Genomic DNA, 17430 nt, shown 5'->3' with positions numbered 1-17430 from the left:
TCAGGCGCCGACCCGGCGGAGCAGCCCTTCCTGTACCGCGCTGGCGATCTGCCGGCCGTCGACCGTGAACATCCGGCCGGTGGCGAGCCCCCGACCGCCCGAGGCGGACGGACTCCAGCAGTCGTAGAGGAACCACTCGTCGGCCCGGAACCGGCGGTGGAACCAGAGCGCGTGGTCGAGGCTGGCTCCCACCAGGCCACCCGGCCCCCACACCTCGCCGTGCACCGAGAGGACCGAGTCGAGCAGCGTCATGTCGGAGGCGAAGGTGAGCGCGCAGGCGTGCAGCAGCGGGTCGTCCGGCAGCTTGCCGTCGATCCGCATCCAGACCCGCTGGTGCGGGTCGGCGGGCCGGTCGCCGGGGCGTACCCAGCCGGGCTCGCCGACGTAGCGGACGTCGATCGGGCGGGGGATCATCGCCCAGATGCCGAGCCGCTCCGGATAGCGGGCCAGCCGGTCGGCCATGGTCGGCAGCGCCTCCGGGGCCGGCACGTCGACCGGCGCCGGAGCGTGGTGGTCGAGCCCCTCCTCCTCGCGGTGGAAGGAGGCCGACATGAAGAAGATCGGCTTGCCGTGCTGGAGCGCGACCGAGCGGCGTACCGAGAAGGAGCGGCCGTCCCGGATGTTCTCCACCTGGTATTCGATCGGCTCGGCCGGGTCGCCGGGCCGGACGAAATAGCCGTGCAGGGAGTGCACGAACCGGCCCGGGTCGACCGTCCGGCCGGCCGCGACCAGGGCCTGGCCGGCGACCTGGCCGCCGTAGACCCGTTGCGGGCCGACCGGGGGACTCATCCCCCGGAAGGTCATCTCGTCGAGCTGGCGGAGATCGAGTACCTCCAGTAGCTGGTCGACCGCCGCCTGCCCGACGACGACCTCGCCGGGGCCGTCCGGACTCACTGCCCGGTCCGCGCCACCGTCGCCGGGTCGACCAGCGAACCGAGCTGGTGCACCCGCAGCGTGTTGGTCGAGCCGGGGGTGCCGGACGGGGTACCGGCGACGATCACCACGTAGTCGCCCGGGTTGGCGTGGCTGAGCCCGATCAGCGCCTGGTCGACCTGCCGGAACATGTCGTCGGTGTGCTGCACGAACGGCATCAGGAAGGTCTGCACGCCCCAGGAGAGGGCGAGCAGGTCGCGGACCTCGGGGACCGGGGTGAAGGCGAGCAGCGGCAGGTCGCAGTGCAGCCGGGAGAGCCGCCGCACGGTGTCACCGGTCTGTGAGAAGGCGACCAGCGCCTTCGCGCCGATCGCCTTGGCGATCTGCGAGGCGGCGACGGTCAGCGCCCCACCGTGGGTACGCGGGTCGTGCTGGAGCCGGGGCACACCGATCGACCCGGACTCGGTGGTGGTGACGATCTTGGCCATCGTGCTGACCGTGAGCACCGGGTACTTACCGACGCTGGTCTCGCCGGAGAGCATCACCGCGTCGGCGCCGTCCAGCACCGCGTTGGCGACGTCCGACGCCTCGGCGCGGGTCGGCCGGGAATTCTCGATCATGGAGTCGAGCATCTGGGTGGCCACGATGACCGGCTTGGCGTTCTCCCGGCAGAGCTGCACGGCCCGCTTCTGCACCAGCGGCACCTGGTCGAGCGGCAGCTCCACGCCGAGGTCGCCGCGGGCCACCATGATGCCGTCGAAGGCGTTGACGATCGCCTCCAGGTGGGTCACCGCTTCCGGCTTCTCCACCTTCGCCATCACCGGCCGGTGCACCCCGACCTCGTGCATGATGTTGTGCGCCAGCTTGATGTCGTCGGGCGAGCGGACGAAGGACATCGCCACCATGTCGACACCGAGCCCGAGCGCGAAGCGCAGGTCCTCGGCGTCCTTGTCCGACATCGCCGGCACGCTGACCGCGACGTTGGGCAGCGAGACGCCCTTGTTGTTGGAGACGGCGCCGCCCTCGGTGACCAGCACCCGGATGTCGTTGCCGTGCACCTCACTGACCTCGACCGCCACCCGACCGTCGTCGATCAACAGCCGGTCACCCGGCTTCACCTCGGCCGGCAGCTTCTCGTAGGTGCAGGAGACCCGGTCGCGGGTGCCGAGGACGACGTCACCGGTGATCACCACCGAGTCGCCGGTACGCCACTCGTGCGGGCCGTCGGCGAACCGGCCGAGCCGGATCTTGGGGCCCTGGAGGTCGGCGAGGACCGCGACGGCCCGACCGGTGGTCCGGGCGGCCTCGCGGACCAGGTGGTAGACCTGCTCGTGGTCGGCATGGCTGCCGTGGCTGAAGTTCAGCCGGGCTACGTCCATGCCCGCCTCGACGAGTCCGCGGATGCGCTCCGGTGAGGAGGTCGCGGGACCAAGCGTGCAGACGATCTTCGCGCGGCGTGTCACGGCCATCAGGCTAGTCTCTCTCTCGGATCGGCCCGCCGGACCCTCGGGATGCCGAAGTCTTGACCAACGTCACGCGGCTGTCAGGTGACCGGCGGGTCGTCACACCGGGACGTCGTTGGCGGGCGTCAGCGACCGCGCGGCGCCGAGCCTACTCCCGCCGCGCCACCGCCGTGCTCCCGGCTCGCGTTGGTCCGGGTCCGCGCGCGGGCGACCTGCGGCGCCCGAGCAGAGAGTCTACGCCGCCGGCGGCCAGTTCACCGTGACGTGATCTTGCCGTTATCACCCCGATACCGTCCGGCCGGACAGTCAGGCTCGATGTAGTTGATCAAGATCCGGCACCGCTGGCGGTCGACCGCTCCGGGACTCCCGGTCGGAACACCGACGACCAGCACCGGACCGCCCGGTCGACGCAGCACCGTCCGAGTCGCACCGATCGTCGCGAGGAGCGCCATGGCACCGACCCCGCCCACCGACGCCGAACTCAACACCCTGATCCGGGCCCGGCTGGCCAGCCTGGGCATCGACCTCGATCAACTGCCAGCCGGCACCGCCGCCGACCCGGAAACCGGATCGCCCGGTCGGGACTCCGTACTCGCCTCGCTGCGCTCGTTCGTCCGGGGCACCGTGGCGGACCTGGCCGCGTACCAGTTGCCGGCCCCGGCCGGGACCGACCCGGCGCACGCCAAGGCACTGTCCCAGCAGGCGGCCCCGATGCTCTACCCCTCGATCAGCACGGAATGGCGGCGCTGATGACCGAGAACTTCGCGCCTCAGGACCGGGCCGTCGACCGGCGCGCCTTCCTGGCCCGGGCCGCCGCGCTGGCCGCCGCCGGAACGGTCGGCGGTGCCGTCGCGCTGCCCCGGGTGGCCGGCGCCTTCCCCCCCGGTGCCACCGGCCCGGCCGGGCACGGCGGCGGCAGGCCGAACCCGGCGCTGGACCGGCCGGAGGCGTACCGGCGGCCCCGGCCGGAGGCGCTGGCCGACCCGACCGAGCTGACCGTCGCCGAGGCGGCCTGGCTGATCCGGGCCGGCCGGCTCAGCCCCGAGGAGCTGGTCGAGGCGTACCTGGCGCGGATCGGGGCGTACGACCGGACGTACCAGGCGTTCAACCTGGTGCTCGCGGACGCGGCGCTGGCCGCCGCCCGGGCCGCCGCCCGGCAGCGGCGCTCCGGTGCCCTGCACGGCATCCCGCTGGCGATCAAGGACAACTACTACACCGCCGGGGTGCCGACCACCGCCAACTCCTACCTGTTCCAGGACTTCGTGCCGCCGTTCGACGCGACGGCGGTGGCCCGGCTCAAGGCGGGCGGGGCGATCGTGCTCGGCAAGACCCAGATGGGCCCGCTGGCCACCACTCGCGCCACCACGCCGGCCGGAATCGTCACCACGGTCAACGCCTGGACCCCGACCAACCCGGGCACCGACCCGGGCGGCTCGTCGACCGGTACCGCCACGGCGGTCGCCGGGCGGCTGGCCACCGCCGGCACCGGGACCCAGACCGGCGGCTCGATCACCGCGCCGTCGAACGCGCAGAACCTGACCGGTCTCAAGCCGACCATGGGCCGGGTCTCGGGCAACGGCATCATCCCGCTCAGCTACACCCGGGACCATCCCGGCCCGCTGGCCCGGGACGCCAGGGACGCCGCGATCATGCTGACCGCGATGGCCGGCGAGGACCCGGCCGACCCGCGCAGCCAGGGCCTGCCACCGGTCCCCCGGCTGATCGAGGCGGCCACGCCGGTGTACGTCGGCAAGCGGGTCAAGCTGCGCTGGAAGACCCGGATCGGGGTACTTCCCGGCTACGCCACCGGCGCGTCCGCAACCGCACTGGCCCGGCAGGCGTTCCTGGCCGAGCTGGCGAAGATCTCCGGCGTGACCCTGGTGGACGTGACCCTGCCGGAGGACTGGAACCTGCTCACCGGTGGCAGCTTCAACAACATCCGGCTGCCGGAGCGCAGCGAGCCGTTCATGCCGTACCTCCGGACCGACCTGCGCGGCTTCGGCGTCTCGGTGACCAGTTGGTTGCAGGGGGCGCTGCTCGGCGGCAACGAGTTCCTCACCGGGCAGCGGGCCAAGCTGCTCTTCCTGGAGCGGGTGCTGGACCAGCTCTTCGACGTCTGCGACGTGGTGGTGCAGACCGGTCCGGTGCCGTTCGACATCCTCGGGCTGCCGGAGATCGGCTTCCCGATCGGGTTCACCTCGGCCGGGGTACCGATCGGCACCATCCTCGGCGGCCTGCCGTACGGGGAGGAGCGGTTGTTGTCGGTAGTGGCCGCGTACCAGGAGGTCACCGACTGGCACTGGCGCCGGCCGGCCGATCCGCCGGCCGCGGCGGCGGACGCCCGGGCCGCCCGGGGCACGCGCGCGGCGCCGGAGCCGGACGAGTCCCGGGGCCGGCTCACCGCCGAGCAGGTCGCCGAGCTGACCCAGTAGACAATCGGGTACGCGAACGCGAAGAGGGGCCCTCAGCAATGGTGCTGAGGGCCCCTCTTCCGGTGGTCGTGGGGTCGCGGCCGGCCGGCTCGCCCAGCCGCGCCTCACCGGTTCCCGTCACCGGCCCGCCGGGTGCTCGTCCTGGACGAACAGTCCAGGACCGTACGGGTGCCCCGACTTGGGTAAGGTCGCCGGGTGCCAGTCGACGTGAGCATCTCCACCGACCTCGCCGACCGGGCCCGATCCGCCCTCGCACGCTTCGAAGCAGTGCCGTCGGAGTGGAGGGTGGACCCGGCTGACCGGGTCGGGTGGGCGGTGGCCCGGTTCGACGGCGGCGACCACGCCGGTGCCGCCGAGGAACTGGCGGCGTGCCTGGACGGCTGGCTACCGAAGGAGTTCGCCGAGGCGGCACCCCGAGTCCTCACCGGCGAGCAGGCCGCGCAGGTGGTGGCCGCCGCACTCGACGGCGAGCACCCGTACCGTCTGTTCGAGAGTGGACGCAGCGGTCCCGAGCAAGCGGTCGCCGGGACGCTCGCCCGCCTGGTGGCTGGCAACCCCGACGCGGAGGCGGCGCTGCTTCGGGCCGTGCTGGTGATCCGGCCGGACGAGGACCGTAGGTGGGCCCACTTCCGGGCGGCGCGAATCTCGGCGGTGTTCGCGGCGCTGGCCGAGGCGTACGTCGGCGAGCCCGAGCATCTCGACCGCTGGTCGGCGCTGCTGGACGGGGACGACCGGCCCTGCCTCGCTGCGGCAGCCGTCCTGTGGGGGCCGCTCGGCCTCGCCGAGGTTGACCGGCGCTGTGGAGCCGTCCGGGAAATCGACGGTGAGCGACTCGTCGCCGCGTTCGTCGCGGCGGACCGGTTCGACGACGCACTCACGCTGGCTACCCGGCTCGACCCGAGTCAGCAGCAGCGCGCGCTGCTGACGCTGGTGACGCCCGGGCTCACCCCGGCGCGGGCGAAGGCGCTGGTGGCCGCGTTCCGGAAGTGCCCGAAGGGAGGCCGCGAGCGCGACGTACAGATGATCTACCAGCACCGATTCGCCCGGCTGTTCCTGGCACTGGAGCGAGTCGACGACGCGCTTGCCGTGCTGAGCCGGATGCGGGACTGCCGGGTGTCGGGATACGGGCCGGGCCCGCTTGCCCTTGAGGTGTTGCGCTGGCTCGACGGCCGGCGCGCGGCGACAACCCCGGAGCGGCTCCGCGCCGTACTGGACGTGCTGGCCGGTCCCGGGGTCATCCCCCAGGAGTTGGCCGCCGTCGTCGCGGACGTCGTACCGCTCGCGCATGCCCTGGCCGACGAGCCGCTGCGCACCGAGATCGTCGACGTGCACGTACCGCGGCTGCGGGCCCGCCTGCGGAACATGTCGTGGGCGCTGCTGGCCGACGCCGGGCTCGGCGCCGCGCTTGTCGAAACGGGCGACACCACCGCGCTCGACCCGGTGTACGCGCAGGCTGCCGGCGGCCGACCCGACTCACGGTTGAGCCTGGTGCTGGCCCGGCTGGCCAGCCGCACGGGACTGCTGGCGCGGGATCGCGAGCTGTTCACCCGTCTGGTGGCCGGCGCGTTGCGGGAAGGCTACTGGTCGCTCGCCGAGGCGTTGCTGCCAGCCCTCGACGCCGAGGCTCGGACTGTCGTGCCGGATGCGCTGGCAGCCGTGCCCACCAGCAGCCGCCGCCAGGTCGTCGCCATTGCGCGCTTCGCCGAGCAGGTCGGCGACTCCGGCCTACTCGCCGCCATGCTCGACGCGGCACCAGACGCCGAAAGTACGCGGCGGGCGGCCGGCCGCGCCGCGATGCTGCTGGCCCGGCACGGCGAACTGCCCGACGCGCTGGACCTCGCGCACCGCTGCGGTCTGGTCAGGGGAGAGTCGAGGTAAGTCGGCCCCCGGGGCCAGGACCCGCCTGAGGCCGGTCTGAGAGCCGCCGGCTGACAGCGGATCGAGGCCACCCCGCAACCCCGGTCGGTACGGGCGACCGAGGAGCCGGACGGGCACGTCGTGGTCACGGCCCGGGTGGTCGACACGACGCCGGCCTGCCTGACCCCGGCCCACCCTCGACGCGGCCCCGCCGCCCCGGTACGTCGGCTGACCCTGTCGTTCGGTACCGGCACCGACCTCGTGCGGGGCGTGCGGCGGTCGCGGCGGCCCGGCCCGACCGTAGTGGTCGTTCCGGGCCACCGCACGGTCAGCGTCCCCAGGGCTCGGCGGGGACGCATTCGGCCGGGTCCACCGGCGACGGCTCGTTCTTGGCGTGTCGCGGCTGGTAGACGACCTTCCCGGCCGGGTCGACGTAACAGCCGACCTCCCCGGTGCCGTACAGCGGCGACCGGCCGAGTTCGTCGCCGTCCTCGTCGTAGCTGACCAGCTGCGCATCCGGGTGGACCGCCCCACCGGTACTGACCAGCCCGAACGTCCCGCGTTCCAGCCGGGCCGTCGTGGTGCGCCTGTCCCCGTGCTCGAGCACCAACCGTTGCACCCGGGCGCTGACCCGCCCGGTGACCGTCACGTCGCCGCCGTCGAACTCGCTGGAGGACATGCCGAGGATCTCGACGGGTCCGGGCAGCCAGTCCCGGCGGCCCTTCCACTCGTCAGAGCCAATGCTACCGGTGAACCCCCTGCCTAGCCGCTTGGCTTGGAGTTCGCAGGTCACGTAGCCGGCGTCGTTCAGAAAGAGCATGACCGAGTCGTCACCGTGCTGCGTGGCCACGGCCAGATTGTCCAGCGTGACCTCCTGTACTCGGGGGTCGGCGTCGGTCGGAGTCCACCGGGTCTGGTTCCAGGCCAGGCAGTGCTCGGCCGCATCGCGCAGCGAGGGTGACAGCTCGGCGGCGGACATCGCGAGCGTTTGATGGTTCCCGCCGAACGGCCACCACGCGGCCCCGACCGCACCGGCCGCGACGGTGGTCACCACGGCGGCGAGGACCGCGACGCGCCGGCCTGGGTGCTGCGGCTCGGGCTCCTGTAGTGCGGCGAGGACGCTGGCCTGCATCCGTTCGGCGCGTCCGGCTGGCAGGTCCCGCTCGGCGGGGGGCTGCAGGATGTCGTTCATCGCTCCTCCTGTCTGCGGGTGGCCACCATGCGGGCCAGGCGGGCTCGTGCCCGGCTGACCCGGGAACGGACGGCGCCCTCGGTGACGCCGAGAATCGTGGCGGCCTGGGCATACGGCACACCGGACCAGACGCAGAGCGCGATCGCCTCGCGTTCCGCGCGGGGCAGCTTGCGTACCAGGGCCAGCAGGTCCCGCATGCGCTGCTCGTCGTGCAGCCGGTCGGCCACCTCGTCGGCGGGGTCCGACGTGCCTTCGGGCTCCGGCGGTATCCGGCGGAGCAGGGCGTGCCAGCGTCGCCGGGACCGGTGCTCGGTGCGGGTCGCGTTCGTGGCCACGACCAGCAGCCACGGCAGCACCGAGCCATCCACCAGCCGGGCCTCACCCCGGCGCCGCCACGCGGTCACGAACGTGGTCTGCGTGGCGTCCTCGGCGACACTCCACGAGCCGGACAGCCGGAACGCGTGGTTGTACACCGCCCGGGCGTGGCGCTCGAACAGCTGCCCGAACGCCGTCTCGTCGCCATCGGTGCCGGCCGTCCAGAGCTGGGTGTCGCTCGGCGGTATGTCAGTCCTCACACCTCTATATGGCCGGCCGGCGTCGTCGCGTCGCATCCGGACCGCCGCAGCTGAGGATCGGCCGGACCGATGGCCGGGTGAGGGGCACATCCACAGCTGCGGATGGGGCGGTCACCCGGCTCGCTGATCACTTCGCGTCTCGTCGGGTCGTCCGGCGGGATCTGGTCGGCGGCGACGCGGTCGAGGACGTGCTGGTGACGGTCGAGGACGTGCTGGTGGCGGCGGTCGCGGTCGGTGGCGGCGGCGCGGCTGCGTCGGCGAGTGCCGCCAGTCCGGACGACCAGCTCGTCCGTCCCCGGGCGTCTACTTCGACATGCGAGGGTCCTCGATCGCGCGGTCAGTCGAGGCCCAGGAACTGCACCCCGACGTGACGCCGAAGTTCTGGCGGGCGCTCGCCGAGCGGGCGCGTCAGACGGCGCGAAGGGTGCCCGTCCGCAGAAGGATGTCAGTCCGCGGCGGACGACCCAAAAAGCAAGGCAAGGAGGTCTGACTCCTTGCCACTTTTAACATATAGCAGGCTGGGGGGCTTGCCGCAAGACCCGGGTCGGGTTGCAGAATCGTCGGCCTGACCAGGAACTGACGAAGACACGGGGGCACGACGTGCGTGTGTTGTGGTCGACCAGTGGACGCCGTGACGTCGGACCGCTGGCGGGACTGGCGGTGCGGTTGCGGGCGCCCGGCGCGGAGGTGCGGGTCTGCGCGCCGCCCGACCAGGCGGAGTGGCCGGCCGACTCGTCAGCGGGAAGGCAACGAGAGCTGGGGACGTGCGCGGCACGAGGTTCGACAGAGCTGGAGGCGCCGGTGATTCGACCGGCCGGTGCAGGGCAACGGAGCACGGCTGCCCCGGAGGTGTCACGATGAGTGAGCCCTACGTGTTGGGCCTTCAAGAGCTTGACGAGACGCAGGTCGCGGTCGCTGGCGGCAAGGGCGCCCACCTGGGCGGGCTGTCGCGGATCGACGGCATCCGCGTGCCGGCTGGCTTCTGCCTGACGACGGAGGCCTACCGGCGAGTCATGGCGGAAGCGCCCTCGATCGACGACCGGCTCGATCAACTGTCGCGACTGAACCCGGACGACCGGGAGGCGATCCGCATGCTCAGCGCGGAGATCCGCCGGACCGTCGAAGGGATCGCCATCCCGGACGATCTGGCGGCGGCGATCGCTCGCGCGCTCGCCCAGCTCGGCGAGGAAGCCGCCTACGCCGTCCGATCCAGCGCGACGGCAGAGGACCTGCCGACGGCCTCCTTCGCCGGCCAGCAGGACACGTACCTGAACGTCGTGGGCCGGGCCGCGATCCTCCAGCACATCAGCCGGTGCTGGGCCTCGCTGTTCACCGAGCGGGCCGTGACCTACCGCCAGCGCAACGGCATCGACCACCGTACGGTCCAGATGGCCGTGATCGTGCAGCAGATGGTCTTCCCGCGGGCGGCCGGCATCCTGTTCACCGCCGACCCCGTCACGGGCAACCGGAAGGTCGCCTCCGTGGAGGCCAGCTTCGGCCTCGGCGAGGCCCTGGTCTCCGGCCTGGTGAACCCGGACGTCTACAAGGTGCGCGACGGCGAGATCGTCGCCAAGGCGATCGGCGCCAAGCAGCTCGCCGTGCACGCCTCGCCAGCGGGCGGTACGCAGGAACAGGCGATCGACCCGGAGCGGCAGGAGCAGCCGGCACTGACGGATACGCAGGTCGTGCGGCTCGTGCAGCTCGGCCGGCGGATCGAGGCGCACTTCGGACGTCCGCAGGACATCGAATGGTGCCTGGTCGACGACGACTTCCGGATCGTCCAGAGCCGGCCGGTCACCACGCTGTTCCCCATCCCCGAGTCCGCCGACCGGGAGAACCACGTCTATCTCTCCGTCGGCCATCAGCAGATGATGACCGACCCCATGAAGCCCCTCGGGCTCTCCTTCTGGCAGTTGACGACCCCCGCTCCGATGGCCGAGGCCGGCGGCCGCCTGTTCGTCGACGTGACCCAGAGGCTGGCCTCGCCGACGAGCCGCGCCGGCCTCCTGGAGCTGGCGGGAAGATCCGATCCACTGATCGGCGACGCGCTGCGGACCATCCTGGAGCGCGACGGCTTCATCCGGCCGCTCCCTGACGAGGGTCCCCCCGGGCCCCTGTCGGGCGGCGCGCCGGCCCCGATCGAGACCGATCCCGCCATCGTCACCGAGCTGATCGGGCGCAGCGAGGCATCCATCGCCGCCGCGGAACGCGACATCCGGACGAAGTCCGGGGAGGCGCTGCTCGACTTCATCCGGGCGGACGTCCAGGAGCTGAGGCGGATCTTGTTCGATCCGCAGAGCCATCAGGTGTTCATGTCGGCGATGGAGGCCGCATGGTGGCTCAACGAGCGGCTGGAGGCGTGGCTGGGCGAGAAGAACGCGGCGGACACGCTCACCCAGTCCGTGCCCCACAACGTCACGTCGGAGATGGGACTGGCGCTGCTGGGCGTCGCTGACGTGATCCGCCCGCATCCGGACGTGGTGGCGTTTCTGCAGCACGTCGAGGACGAGGGTTTCCTGGACCAGCTGCCCACGCTCGCGGGCGGGCGGGAAGCGCGAGACGCCATCGAGACCTGGCTCGACAAGTACGGCATGCGGTGCGTCGGCGAGATCGACATCACGCGGCCGCGGTGGAGTGAACGCCCCTCCACGCTCGTGCCCATGATCCTCGGCAATATCCGGAACTTCGCGCCGGGAGCCGGCGAGCGGCGCTTCGCACAGGGGCGGCAGGAGGCATGGGAAAAGGAGCAGGAGCTGCTGGAGCGCTTGCGGGCCCTGCCGGACGGCGAGCGCAAGGCCGAAGAGACGAAGCGGATGATCGACCGGGTCCGGACCTTCATCGGGTACCGGGAGTATCCGAAGTACGGCATGGTCAGCCGCTACTTCGTGTACAAGAAGGCCTTGCTGGAAGAAGCCCAGCGCCTCGTGCGGGCCCACGTACTTCGGGAGAAGGAGGACATCTTCTACCTCACGTTCGAGGAGCTCCACGACGTCGTGCGCGCGAACCGGGTGGATGACCAGCTCATCGGCCGGCGCAAGGACGACTTCAGGTCGTATCAGGCGCTCACGCCACCCCGGGTGCTCACCTCGGATGGCGAGGCCGTCGCCGGAGTGTACCGGCGCGACGATCTGCCGGCCGGCGCGCTGATCGGCCTACCGGTCTCCGCCGGGACCGTCGAAGGGCGGGCCCGCGTCATCCTGGACATGGCACGGGCCGATCTCGAACCGGGCGACATCCTCGTCACGACTCACACGGACCCGAGCTGGACGCCCCTCTTCGTCGCCATCGCAGGATTGGTGACGGAGGTCGGAGGATTGATGACGCACGGCGCAGTGATCGCACGCGAGTACGGACTGCCGGCCGTCGTCGGTGTGGTAGACGCCACCCGGCTGATCCCCGATGGGCAGCGGATCCGTGTGCACGGAACCGACGGGTACGTCGAGATCCTGCCGTGACTGACCACTCAGCGAGAAAGCCCCGTCCCCTGGTCGACGGCCAGCCGCGCGATGGCGGCTTCGAGGTCATCGTCGGGGATCAGGATCTGCCGCCGTCACTTGACTCGGAGTTCGTGTCGCTGTGCTGACTCACCTGGGTGGTCCGGCGCGCAGCGCCCGGACCGGCATGTTCTGATCCTCCAATGACCTCCGGTGCCCCTGGTTGGGACGCGATCGACGTCCGGCTCGCCGAGCTGTACCCCAATGTCGAGCCGAAGCACTACGGCACGCTGCACCGATTCGCGCTGGGTGGGCCTGACCCGCTCGATGGCATCAGCTTCTACTCACGTGACGAGCCGATGCCGCACTGGCACATCGTCGGCTATGGCATCGTCTATGTTCCGCTCCAAGCGGTTGATAGTCCAGGATGGAGGGCAGACGGAGGAGCCACAAGGCCGGTTCCACCTTCGTCGGAGACGGGGGCCGATTCAGAGGCACTGGTGGTCCCCGTCTCCCGACCTCCGAGACCTGAGAGGTGTGCCGATGGCGCCGGGAAGCCGGCGACAACCGCCGCGACGACACCGACGCGACTGGCGACGACTCTGGCCGTACTGCCGATGTGGCCACCGCTGGGCCTGTCCGGCCAGCCCTGAACAGATTCCGCCACCGTTCCGGCCCTTCCGCCCGCTGACCGAGGCGGAGCACCAGGCAGGCATGCGCGCGTCGTCGCCGGTACCCGAGGTCGTCCTGCGCCTGAACCCGGCCGTGCCGCCGGCATCACCCGCGACCCGGCCGCGCAACCGGGGCCGGGTCGGGGACCGGCCCTCTCCTGCCGAACGGGCCGGCCGGACGTAGCCGTGATCGGGCCGCAGGAACGCTGGCGCGTGCACGTCCCCGCGCACCCGTCGTACGCCTGCCGGTCGTGCGGCGACCCATGGCCCTGCCACCAGCCCGACTGGCGCTGATGACCGCCTTCCGGCGCAACCGGGTGGGTCTGATGGTCTACCTCGCGTCCCACCTCGCCCGAGCGTTGGAGGAACTTCCCGACACCCACCCGGCGCTGATCGCCGGCCGGATCCTCTACTGGGTGCCGCGCCGCCGCTGACCGACCCGCCTCATCGTCCGAACGCCCGCCCCGAACTGCCGCCACCATCCCCAGGTACGGCAGCTCAGGGCAGGGCCACTACCGACAGCCATCTTGACGTTTATCGATATGAGTCCTACGTTCGCCCGGGGTCCACCGGATCGGCGGAGGGATGGCGGGATGCGAGCGCGTGCCTGGACGGCGACGGTGGTGGCCGTCGTACTCATAAGCGGCAGCGGATGTGCGGCGGAGCCGGAGGCGGCGGTTCCGGCCGGGACCAGCGGCGACGGCGGCGCCATCTACCTGGACCGGTCCTACTCGCCGGAGGAACGGGCCGTCGACCTCGTCTCCCGGATGACACTGGCGGAGAAGGCCGCCCAGCTGGTCAGCAGCCAGTCGGCGGCGCTGCCCCGGCTCGGCATCGAAGCCTACGGCTGGTGGAACGAGGCCGCGCACGGCGTCGCCCGGGAGGGCACCCTGCACAACGCCAACCCGCCGATCCTGACCAACACCACCTCCTATCCGGTCGACCTGTCGCTCGGCGCCACCTGGAACCCCGACCTGGTCCACCGGGAGGCGACGCTGATCTCGGACGAGGCCCGCGAGGTGGTCCGGGACAACCGGCTCGACCTGAACTTCTACTCCCCCACCGTCAACCTGTCCCGGGACCCCCGCTGGGGCCGCAACGACGAGGCGTTCAGCGAGGACCCGCTGCTCACCGCCGCGCTCGCCGCGCAGTTCGTGAACGGCATGGAAGGCAAGGACCGGACCGGCCGGCTGCTGCGCGAGGGCGGCGGATATCTGAAGACCAGCACCACGCTCAAGCACTACGCCGCGAACAACAGCGAGTTCGACCGGCTGCGCGGCACCGCCGACATGGACGACCGGACGCTGCGCGAGTACTACACCGCGCAGTTCCGGGAGGTGGTCGAGCGCAGCTCACCGGCGTCCATCATGACCTCGTACAACCGGGTCAACGGGGTGCCGACCTCGGCCAGTGGCTATCTGATGGACGAGCTGGCCCGGCAGACCTTCGGGTTCGACGGCTTCTTCACCTCGGACTGCGACTCGATCCGGGAGATCCAGCACGGCCACCGCTGGCAGCCGCCGGGCCACCCGGCCCCGCTCGACCACGTCGAACGGCACGCCTGGGCCAACGCGGCCGGCGAGGACCTGAACTGCCAGCAGGGCTACCACGACGAGTGGAGCTACGCCAACACCATCCCGGAGGCGATCGCCCGGGGCATCGACACCCCGTACGGCCGCTACACCGAGGAGCACGTCGACGCCTCGCTGGTCCGGCTGCTGACCACCCGGATCCGGCTCGGCGAGTTCGACCGGCCGGAGGACGTACCGTGGGTGACCGCCGCCCGGTCCCGGGTCGCGCCGGGCACCTGGACCAACTCGGACGCCAACGGCGCGGTCACCCAGACCCCGGCCCGGCTGGCGATGGCCCGCGAGGTCGGCGCGGAGAGCATCGTGCTGCTGAAGAACCAGGCGCCGAAGAGCCGGGTTGGTGCCGGCCGGGCCGCGCTGCTGCCGCTGCGGGTGCCGGCGTCCGGGCCGTACCGGGTGGCGGTGCTCGGGCACTACGCCAACCCGCCGAGCATGTACCTCGGCGGCTACTCCAGCATCCAGGCCAGTGCCGGGCAGGCCAACGAGGTCAACGGCTACCAGGGGCTGAGGGCGGCGATCCAACGGATCAACCCGGGCGCGGTCGTCGACCACCTGCCCGGAGTCAGCGGGGAGAGCCTGGCCGAGGTGGACCCGGCGTCGGTGGCGGCCGCCGCCGGCTACAACGCGGTGATCGTGTACGCCGGTACCGACGAACGGCACTCCCGGGAGGACGTCGACCGGCGCACCCTGGCGCTGCCCGGCGGGCAGGCGTCCCTGATCAGCCAGGTGGCGGCCCGCAACCCGAACACCGTCGTCTACCTGGAGACCGTCGGCCAGGTGGACGTGGAGGGCTTCGAGGGCGCGGTGCCGGCGATCCTGTGGAGTTCGTACAACGGGCAGCGCAAGGGCGAGGCGCTGGCCGACGTACTGCTCGGGGCGCGCAACCCGAGCGGGCACCTGCCGTTCACCTGGTACCGGGACGCCGGACAGCTCCCGGCGATCGACGACTACACGATCCGGGGCGGGGACGGGCGTCCCGGGCGGACCTACATGTACTTCGACGGCGAGGTGTCGTACCCGTTCGGCCACGGCCTCGGCTACAGCGGGTTCGGCTACTCCAGGCTGCGGGTGGACCGCCGGACGGTGGACCCGAACGGCACCGTCCGGGTCGGTGTGGACGTCACCAACACCGGTCGGACGGCGGGTGCCGAGGTGGTACAGCTCTACGTGGGTACGCCGGGCGCACCGGCGGGCCGGGAACGCCCGGCCAAGCGGCTGGCCGGCTTCGAGAAGGTCCCGCTGCGTCCGAAGCAGACCAGGCGGGTGGAGTTCCGGGTACCCGTCGCCGACCTCGCCTTCTTCGACGAGCGCGCCGGCCGGTACGTGGTCGACCCGGGGGTGTACGCCTTCCAGGTCGGCCGGTCCAGCGCGGACACCGACCCCCGGCTGCGGGCGGTGGTGACCGTCCGGGGCACCCTGCGCCCGGCGTTGTCGGTCGTCACCGCGACCGGGCCGACGCTGGTCTCCCCCGGCACCGCCCTGTCCCCGAAGCTGACGGTGGCGATGACCGACGACACCCGGTACGGCTACCGCGCCGAGGGTGCCAGCACGCCGCTGCCGGCCGGCGCGACCGTGCGGTACCGCAGCAACCGCCCAGCGGTGGTCTCGGTCGACCGGTCGGGTGGCATCCGGGCCGTGGCGACCGGGGTCGCCACGATCACCGCCACCGTCAGCCATCGCGGCGTCAGCCGGTCCGCCGAGTTCGTGGTCGGGGTGCGGTAGGCGGGCCGGCGACGAGCGGGCCGCCGCCCGGCGACCGCCGCCGTCGACGACCGACGGCCGAACCGGGCGGAGACCAGCCGGGCCAGGGCGAGCCCGCAGCCGAAGAGCGAGGCGGCGGTGACGCGGGCGGCAGCCACGCCGGTATCGCACAGGGTTTCGCTTATATAAGTTGCTCCTGATACACTCCCACCCGTTCCGCCCGGAAGGCCAGCGTGAGGAGTGATGGTGGACATCGTCGATGAGATCAACGCGATCCACCGGAGGGTCGGCCGGGCCGAGACACCGGCCGGCGAGGCCCGGACCGTCCTGCTGCGCCGGACCTACGACACCTCGGTGGACGACCTCTGGGACGCGGTCACCAACCCCGGCCGGCTGCCCCGGTGGTTCGCGCCGGTCACCGGGGAGTTCAATCTCGGCGGCCGGTACCAGGTCGAGGGAAACGCGGGTGGCGAGATCATCCGCTGCGAGCCGCCCCGGCTGCTCAGGCTCACCTGGGTCTTCGGCGAACCGGTGGAGGACGGGTTCAGCGAGGTCGAGGTACGGCTCTCCCCCGGCGACGGCGCCGAGCAGGTCGTACTCGAACTCGAACACGTCGCGGTGACCGACCCCGAGCGGTGGACCGAGTACGGTCCCGGCGCGGTCGGCGTCGGCTGGGACCTCGCCCTGCTCGGCCTCGGCCTCTACCTGGGCGGTCAGGCCATCACCGACCCCAACGCCTGGGGCGAGTCCCGGGAGGCCCGGGAGTTCATGACGCTGAGCAGCAACGCGTGGGGTGCGGCCTCCGTGGCCGGCGGCGAACACCCGGACGCGGTGGCGGCGATGGTCGCCAACACCACCCAGTTCTACGCCCCGGACCCGCCCGCCGGGCCGAGCGCGCCCTGAGGCCGATAGGCCGAGCTACTCCGGCCGTACCTGCTCGAAGTGGAACTCCCGGATGAAGCAGTCCCGGGGCTGCCCGACCGCGAACAGCACGCACTCCACGACCGACCGCGCGGTGAGCGGCGTGCCCGGTCCGCGCGGACCGTCCTGCTCGAAGTCCGGCGGATAGAGGGAGATCACCCGGATCCCCTCGGCGCGCAGCCGGTGCGACAGGATGCCGGCGAACCCGGCCTGGGCGTGCTTGGCGGCGTAGTACGCCGGGTGCGCGTCGGACCGGTGGTGGCCGATCTCGCCACAGGCGGAGACGAGGTTGACGATGTCGGGCCGGTCCGAGGTACGCAGCATTGGCAACAGGTGCCGGGTCAGCAGCACGGTGCCGGTGGCGGCTCCGGCGATGGTGGCGACGATGTCGTCGTCCGAGGCGTCGGCCAGCCCGGCACCGGGCAGATATGCGGCACCGTTGTTGACCAGGACGTCGATCCGGTCGGTCCGGTCGGCCAGCGCCGCCGCGAAGCCGCGTACCGAATCGGGGTTCGCCAGGTCGCAGCCGAACGCCTCGGCGCTGCCGGCACCGCCCTGCGCGATCAGGTCCGCGGTGCGGCCGGCCGCCGCCGGGTCCCGGGCCGAGACCGCGACGTGCGCGCCGCGCTCGGCGAACGCCAGTGCCAGGGTACGGCCGGTGTCCCGGCCCGCGCCGGTGACGACGACCCGCAGTCCGTTCGAGAGCATGGCCCGAGTCCAGC

At 72.1% G+C, this 17430-nt stretch carries 12 protein-coding genes; 7 read left to right on the top strand and 5 right to left on the bottom strand.

Annotation, left to right across the window (positions count from 1 at the left end; genetic code table 11):
* Nucleotides 1–894, bottom strand: coding sequence for an acyl-CoA thioesterase II (locus R6Y94_RS04860; RefSeq protein WP_318394516.1), 894 nt, complete (start codon nt 892–894; stop codon nt 1–3).
* Nucleotides 891–2342: a pyruvate kinase gene (gene pyk, locus R6Y94_RS04855; protein WP_318394515.1), complete on the bottom strand. Its 1452-nt coding sequence runs from the start codon at nt 2340–2342 to the stop codon at nt 891–893. The genes R6Y94_RS04860 and pyk overlap by 4 nt, the downstream gene beginning before the upstream one ends.
* Before the next feature lie 444 nt (nt 2343–2786).
* Here pyk and R6Y94_RS04850 point away from each other — a divergent pair, with 444 nt between their 5' ends.
* The 3 genes from R6Y94_RS04850 (at nt 2787) to R6Y94_RS04840 (ending at nt 6646) form a co-directional block, all read left to right on the top strand.
* Nucleotides 2787–3086, top strand: a complete 300-nt coding sequence (locus R6Y94_RS04850) for a hypothetical protein (RefSeq protein ID WP_318394514.1) — start codon at nt 2787–2789, stop codon at nt 3084–3086.
* On the top strand, nt 3086–4768 hold the full coding sequence (locus R6Y94_RS04845; protein WP_318394513.1) for an amidase: 1683 nt from the start codon (nt 3086–3088) through the stop codon (nt 4766–4768). The genes R6Y94_RS04850 and R6Y94_RS04845 overlap by 1 nt, the downstream gene beginning before the upstream one ends.
* A 195-nt stretch (nt 4769–4963) precedes the next feature.
* Nucleotides 4964–6646, top strand: a complete 1683-nt coding sequence (locus R6Y94_RS04840) for a hypothetical protein (protein WP_318394512.1) — start codon at nt 4964–4966, stop codon at nt 6644–6646.
* Between the two features lie 307 nt (nt 6647–6953).
* Here R6Y94_RS04840 and R6Y94_RS04835 read toward each other — a convergent pair whose 3' ends face one another.
* Entirely contained in the window at nt 6954–7817 is an 864-nt protein-coding gene (locus R6Y94_RS04835; RefSeq protein ID WP_318394511.1) for a hypothetical protein, read from the bottom strand.
* Entirely contained in the window at nt 7814–8392 is a 579-nt protein-coding gene (locus R6Y94_RS04830; RefSeq protein WP_318394510.1) for an RNA polymerase sigma factor, read from the bottom strand. Before R6Y94_RS04830 ends, R6Y94_RS04835 begins: the two co-directional genes overlap by 4 nt.
* Nucleotides 8393–9249: 857 nt before the next feature.
* Between R6Y94_RS04830 and rph the strand changes: the two genes are divergently transcribed.
* From rph to R6Y94_RS04810, 4 genes are all read left to right on the top strand, one after another.
* The gene (gene rph / locus R6Y94_RS04825) at nt 9250–11847 is read left to right on the top strand and encodes a rifamycin-inactivating phosphotransferase (protein ID WP_318394509.1); all 2598 of its coding nucleotides are present in this window, start codon (nt 9250–9252) and stop codon (nt 11845–11847) included.
* A gap of 901 nt (nt 11848–12748) precedes the next feature.
* Nucleotides 12749–12931, top strand: coding sequence for a flavin reductase (locus tag R6Y94_RS04820; protein ID WP_318394508.1), 183 nt, complete (start codon nt 12749–12751; stop codon nt 12929–12931).
* Between the two features lie 159 nt (nt 12932–13090).
* Nucleotides 13091–15808: a glycoside hydrolase family 3 C-terminal domain-containing protein gene (locus tag R6Y94_RS04815; RefSeq protein WP_318394507.1), complete on the top strand. Its 2718-nt coding sequence runs from the start codon at nt 13091–13093 to the stop codon at nt 15806–15808.
* A 225-nt stretch (nt 15809–16033) separates the two neighbouring features.
* Entirely contained in the window at nt 16034–16690 is a 657-nt protein-coding gene (locus R6Y94_RS04810) for an SRPBCC family protein (RefSeq protein WP_318394506.1), read from the top strand.
* Nucleotides 16691–16705: 15 nt separating this feature from the next.
* On the opposite strand, the gene R6Y94_RS04805 is transcribed toward R6Y94_RS04810, so the two are convergent.
* Nucleotides 16706–17416, bottom strand: coding sequence for an SDR family oxidoreductase (locus R6Y94_RS04805; protein WP_318394505.1), 711 nt, complete (start codon nt 17414–17416; stop codon nt 16706–16708).
* Nucleotides 17417–17430: the final 14 nt, after the last annotated feature.

The sequence above is a fragment of the Plantactinospora sp. KLBMP9567 genome, assembly GCF_033446045.1.
In the GTDB taxonomy this organism is placed as follows: domain Bacteria; phylum Actinomycetota; class Actinomycetes; order Mycobacteriales; family Micromonosporaceae; genus Plantactinospora.
The sequence above is the reverse complement of the archived record's forward strand: the minus strand, read 5'-3'. Positions and strand labels throughout refer to the sequence as shown.

What these genes read in the sequence shown, in the direction of transcription:
- R6Y94_RS04845 (WP_318394513.1), top strand. Translation starts at nt 3,086, where the DNA reads ATGACCGAGAACTTCGCGCCTCAGGACCGGGCCGTCGACCGGCGCGCC.
- pyk (WP_318394515.1), bottom strand. Translation starts at nt 2,342, where the DNA reads ATGGCCGTGACACGCCGCGCGAAGATCGTCTGCACGCTTGGTCCCGCG.
- R6Y94_RS04850 (WP_318394514.1), top strand. Translation starts at nt 2,787, where the DNA reads ATGGCACCGACCCCGCCCACCGACGCCGAACTCAACACCCTGATCCGG.
- R6Y94_RS04835 (WP_318394511.1), bottom strand. Translation starts at nt 7,817, where the DNA reads ATGAACGACATCCTGCAGCCCCCCGCCGAGCGGGACCTGCCAGCCGGA.
- rph (WP_318394509.1), top strand. Translation starts at nt 9,250, where the DNA reads ATGAGTGAGCCCTACGTGTTGGGCCTTCAAGAGCTTGACGAGACGCAG.
- R6Y94_RS04805 (WP_318394505.1), bottom strand. Translation starts at nt 17,416, where the DNA reads ATGCTCTCGAACGGACTGCGGGTCGTCGTCACCGGCGCGGGCCGGGAC.
- R6Y94_RS04815 (WP_318394507.1), top strand. Translation starts at nt 13,091, where the DNA reads ATGCGAGCGCGTGCCTGGACGGCGACGGTGGTGGCCGTCGTACTCATA.